The organism is Saccharopolyspora sp. 6V (assembly GCF_020176785.1).
Taxonomy (GTDB): Bacteria; Actinomycetota; Actinomycetes; order Mycobacteriales; family Pseudonocardiaceae; genus Saccharopolyspora_C; species Saccharopolyspora_C gregorii.
On the sequence record NZ_JAIUKB010000212.1, the window covers coordinates 1 to 5,513 of the forward strand.

The following is a 5,513-nucleotide window of genomic DNA, read 5'->3' on the forward strand; positions in this document are numbered from 1 at the left end:
AGGGCCGCGCAGGCGCCGGCGGCGCGCAGCGCGGCCGCGCAGGCCCGGCCGCCGACCGCGACGACCTCCGGTCCCGCCCCGTCGCCGCGGTCCAGGCGTCCGGCGAGCAGCGCCAGCCCGAGCCCGACGACGGTGAGCACGGCGCCGATGATCGCCGGGGACGCGTAGCCGAACCCGGCGCTGATCCCGACCCCGCCGAGCCACGCCCCGCCCGCGTTGGCCAGGTTGAACGCCGAGTGGTTCGAGGCGGCCGCCATCGTCGGCGCGTCCCCGGCCTTCTTCATGATCAGCACCTGCAGCGGTGCGGTGACCCCGAACCCGACCGCGCCGAGCAGCACCGTCAGCAGCACCGCGGCCCACGGGGTGTGCACCGCCCAGGCGAACACGACCAGCACCACCGCCAGCGCGGCCAGCGCCCCGTAGATCGTCGGGCGCAGCGCCCGGTCCCCCAGCGGCCCGACCACCAGCGATCCGGCGGTCATGCCGACGCCGAACAGCGCCAGCACCACCGGCACGGCCGCCGCGGGCAGCCCGGCGAGCTCGGTCATCATCGGCGAGATGTAGCTGTAGACGGCGAACACGCCCGCGAAGCCGAACACGGCGGTGACCAGGCCGAGCCACACCTGCCGACGGCCCAGCGCCCGCAGCTCGCGGCCCAGCCCACCGCCCGCGGCGACCGGCACGTGCGGCACGAACGCGGCGACCCCGGCGACGGCGACCGCGCCGAGCACGGCGACCACGAGGAACGCGGCCCGCCACCCGAACACCTGGCCCAGGTAGGTGCCCGCGGGCACCCCGACGATGTTGGCGACGGTGAGCCCGAGCAGCACCCGGGCGACCGCGGTGGCCTGCCGCACGGGTCCCACCAGGTGCGCGGCGACGAGGGTGCTGACGCCGAGCACCGCGCCGTGCGGCAGCCCCGCCAGCAGCCGGGCCGCGAACACCGCCCCGTAGCCGGGGGCGAGCGCGGTCGCGAGGTTGCCGAGCACGAACACCCCGAGGAACGCCAGCAGCGCGTTCCTGCGCCGCAGCCGGGTGCCCAGCGCGGTCAGCAGCGGCGCGCCGATCACCACGCCCAGCGCGTACGCGGACACCAGGTGCCCGGCGGAGGCGATGGAGATGTCGAGACCGCCCGCGACCTGCGGGAGCAGCCCCATGATCACGAATTCGGTGGTGCCGATCGCGAACGCCCCCAGGGCGAGCGCCAGCAACGCCAGAACCATCGGGCCGGACCTTTCACCAGGGGTCGGAGGATCGTCGGCGGCACGACACCGGACTCGCCGCGAGGGCACGCGGCCGATCGTTTGGCACGTGCCAAAGCAGGGTCGCAGCCGCCGCGGCCCCGTTTCAAGCCGCGCCGCTGTGATCTCACCCGCGACCGGGCACCGGCTACCATGCCGACCACCCGGAGGCGACGGCGCGGAGGGACGGGATGCGGGAATCCGCTGGCAGGCGCACCACCATGGCCGACGTCGCCGCCGCGGCCGGGGTCTCCCGGCAGACCGTGTCCCTGGTGCTCGGCGACAAGCCCGGCCCGAACGCGGGCACCCGCGACCACGTGCTGCGCATCGCCGAAGACCTCGGCTACCACGCCGACCTCGCCGCGCAGCTGCTGCGCCGCGCCCGCAGCAGGCAGCTCGGCGTGCTGTTCACCCTCGGGCACGCGCTGGACCCGCACGTGGTCGAAGCGCTCTACACCGCCGCGGCCCGGCTCGACTACGGCGTGGTGCTCAGCGCGATCCTGCCCAGCCGCACCGTGCGACGCACCGTCGACGAACTGCTCGGGCTGCGCTGCGAGGCGCTGGTCCTCATCGGGCTCGCCGTGGAGGCCCCGGCGCACCTGGCGAAGGTCGCCGAGCGGGTGCCCGTCGTCGAGATCGGCCAGCGCACCGGCGCGGACGGCATCGACAGCGTGCGCACCGACGACGACGCCGGAGCCCGGCTGGCCGTGGACCACCTCGCCGGGCTCGGCCACCGCGACATCGCGCACGTCGACGGCGGCACGCTGCCCGGCGCCGCCGCGCGCCGCGACGGCTACCGGGCGGCGATGCGCGCGCACGGGCTTGCCGCGCACGTGCGGGTGCTGCCCGGCGACTACACCGAGGAGTCCGGCGCGGACGCGGCGCGGCGGCTGCTCGCGGATCCGCGGCCGCCCACCGCCGTGCTGGCGGGCAACGACCTGTGCGCCGCGGGGTTCGTCGGCACCGCGCTGCGCGGCGGGTTCCGCGTGCCGCGGGACCTCTCGGTGGTCGGCTACGACGACAGCCGGGTCGCGGGACTGCCGTACGTGGACCTCACGACCGTGCGGCAGGACACCGCGACGATGGCCGACCTCGCCGTCGAGGCCTGCGCGGAGCGGCTCGACGGGCAGCGCACCACCCCGTCCGACCGGTTGCTCACCCCCGCGCTCGCCGTGCGCGGCAGCACGGCGGCACCGCCGGCGGCTGGACCGCTCGCGCCGTCGGGGTGAGCGCCTAGGCTGCCTCCCGCACGGTCCGCCGGAGTGCGCGCGGGGGTCGCGGAACGCGGATCGGTGCGGGATCGGGCGCGCGGCGGGGTCACCACCCGACCGCACGGCCGGCCACCGATCCACCGCCAGGCACCGGGAGACGACGATGAGCAACGACCAGCGGGCGCGCCACGCCGCCGACGGCCATGACCTGATCCGGGTGCACGGCGCGCGGGTGAACAACCTGCGGGACGTCAGCGTCGAGCTCCCCAAGCGGCGGCTGACGGCGTTCACCGGCGTGTCCGGTTCCGGCAAGAGCTCGCTGGTGTTCGGCACCATCGCCGCCGAGTCGCAGCGGATGATCAACGAGACCTACAGCGCGTTCGTGCAGGGCTTCATGCCGACCCTGGCGCGGCCCGAGGTGGACGTGCTCGACGGGCTGACCACCGCGATCATCGTGGACCAGCAGCGGATGGGGTCCGACCCGCGCTCCACGGTGGGCACCGCCACCGACACCGGGGCGATGCTGCGCATCCTGTTCAGCAGGCTCGGGACGCCGCACCTCGGTTCGCAGCAGGCGTTCTCGTTCAACGTGGCCTCGCTCAGCGGGGCGGGCGCGGTGACGACGGAACGCGGCGGGCGGACCGTGAAGGAACGCCGCGAGTTCAGCGTCACCGGCGGCATGTGCCCGCGTTGCGAGGGCCGCGGCAGCATCTCCGACATCGACCTCACCGAGCTCTACGACGACTCCAAGTCGCTGTCCGAGGGCGCGTTCACCATCCCCGGCTGGAAGTCGGACAACTTCTGGACGGTCCGCGTCTACGCCGAATCCGGATTCCTGGACCCGCACAAGCCGATCCGCGACTTCACCGAGCGGGAGATGCGCGACTTCCTGCACCGCGAGCCGACGAAGGTGAAGGTGGAGGGCGTCAACCTCACCTACGAGGGCCTGCTCCCGAAGATCCGCAAGTCGTTCCTGGCCAAGGACGTCGAGTCGATGCAGCCGCACATCCGGGCGTTCGTGGAGCGCGCGGTCACGTTCGCGACCTGCCCGGACTGCGACGGCACCCGGCTCACCGCGGCGGCCCGCTCCTCGAAGATCGGCGGGGTGAGCATCGCGGACGCGTGCGCGATGCAGATCAGCGACCTCGCCGGGTGGATCGGCGGCTTGGACGAGCCGTCGGTGGCGCCGCTGCTCACCTCGCTGCGCGGGACGCTGGAGTCCTTCGTGGAGATCGGGCTCGGCTACCTGTCGCTGGACCGGCCCGCGGGCACCCTGTCCGGCGGCGAGGCGCAGCGGGTGAAGATGGTGCGGCACCTCGGTTCCTCGCTGACCGACGTCACCTACGTCTTCGACGAGCCCACCACCGGCCTGCACCCGCACGACGTCCGGCGGATGAACGACCTGCTGCTCCGCTTGCGGGACAAGGGGAACACGGTGCTGGTGGTGGAGCACGAGCCGGAGACGATCGCCATCGCCGACCACGTCGTGGACCTCGGGCCGGGCGCCGGGACGGACGGCGGCGAGGTGTGCTTCGAAGGTGACGTGGCGGGGTTGCGGGCGGCGGGCACCACCACCGGCAGGCACCTCGACGACCGGGCCGCGCTGAAGACCTCGGTCCGGGAGCCGTCCGGGACGATCGAGGTGCGCGGCGCCCGCGCGCACAACCTGCGGGACGTGGACGTGGACATCCCGCTCGGCGTGCTGGTCGCCGTCACCGGCGTCGCCGGGTCCGGCAAGAGCTCCCTGGTGCACGGTTCGCTGCCGAAGGACGCCGGGGTGGTCTCCGTGGACCAGTCCCCGATCCGCGGTTCGCGGCGCAGCAACCCCGCCACCTACACCGGGCTGCTCGACCCGATCCGCAAGGCCTTCGCGAAGGCCAACGGCGTGAAACCGGCGCTGTTCAGCGCGAACTCCGAGGGTGCCTGCCCCGGCTGCGGCGGTGCCGGGGTGGTCTACACGGACCTGGCGATGATGGCCGGGGTCGCCACCACGTGCGAGGAGTGCGAGGGCGAGCGGTTCCAGCCGGCGGTGCTGGAGCACCGGCTCGGCGGCCGGGACATCAGCCAGGTGCTGGCGATGTCGGTGGCGCGGGCGGAGGAGTTCTTCGGCGACGGCGAGGCGAAGACCCCCGCCGCGCACCGGGTGCTGCGCCGGCTCGCGGACGTGGGACTCGGCTACCTCACCCTCGGCCAGCCGCTGACCACGCTGTCCGGTGGCGAGCGGCAGCGGCTGAAGCTGGCCACCCGCCTGGCGGAGCAGGGAGGCGTCTACGTCCTCGACGAACCGACCGCCGGCCTGCACCTGGCGGACGTGGCGCAGCTGCTCGGGTTGCTGGACCGGCTGGTGGACTCCGGCAAGTCGGTGATCGTCGTCGAGCACCACCAAGCGGTGATGGCGCACGCCGATTGGATCATCGACCTCGGCCCGGGCGCGGCCCACGACGGCGGCCGCGTCGTCTTCGAAGGCACCCCGGCCGACCTGGTCGCGGCCCGCAGCACCCGCACCGCCCAGCACCTGGCGGACTACGTCGGGGCCTGAGGCGGGAACCGCTCAGCCGGCCGGACGTTCACCTCGTTCGTCCGGATGAGGCGCTTCGGTAGCATTCGGGCCGTGGGCGTGCTGCGGTGGAGTGAGTTGCTGGCCGGTTCCGCCGGCCGCTCGTGGCGCACGGTTCGAGTGGAACGCTCAGTGCTGGCGATCGTGCACAACGTGACCGCGGCTACCCGGCTGCTCGACATCCTCCCGTTCTGGGCCGCGGACCACCGAATCCAGACCGCGTTCACCTGCATCGGGTCGAGTGCTTTCACCACGGGGACCACGGAGTTCCTCGCAGCGCACGACATCATCCCCCTCCCCTGGGCCGAAGCGATGTCCCAGGAGTTCGACCTCGCGGTATCCGCCAGCTACGGCGGTCCGCTGCACGAAGTGACCGCTCCGCTCTTAGTCGTACCGCACGGCATGGGATACAATAAAACGCTGGCGAAGCCCGGAAGCCCGGAAGCCCGGAAGCCCGGAAGCCCGGAAGCCCGGAAGCCCGGAAGCCCGGAAGCCCGGAAGCCC

General features: G+C 73.7%; 3 protein-coding genes and 1 pseudogene. 3 read left to right on the forward strand and 1 reads right to left on the reverse strand.

The genetic code is table 11. From position 1 onward, the window contains the following. Positions 1 to 1,223 (reverse strand): MFS transporter (locus LCD35_RS29315; protein ID WP_225045292.1); only part of this gene is annotated, 1,223 nt, incomplete at its 3' end. 209 nt (positions 1,224 to 1,432) lie between these two features. Between LCD35_RS29315 and LCD35_RS29320 the strand changes: the two genes are divergently transcribed. The 3 genes and pseudogenes from LCD35_RS29320 to LCD35_RS29330 form a co-directional block, all read left to right on the forward strand. After that, positions 1,433 to 2,470, forward strand: coding sequence for a LacI family DNA-binding transcriptional regulator (locus tag LCD35_RS29320; RefSeq protein WP_225045293.1), 1,038 nt, complete (start codon positions 1,433 to 1,435; stop codon positions 2,468 to 2,470). 145 nt (positions 2,471 to 2,615) lie between these two features. Next, a complete protein-coding gene (locus LCD35_RS29325) occupies positions 2,616 to 4,991 on the forward strand; it encodes an excinuclease ABC subunit UvrA (protein ID WP_225045294.1) in 2,376 nt (791 codons plus the stop codon). A gap of 72 nt (positions 4,992 to 5,063) precedes the next feature. After that, positions 5,064 to 5,513 (forward strand): annotated as a pseudogene (locus LCD35_RS29330) (hypothetical protein); the annotation flags it as partial.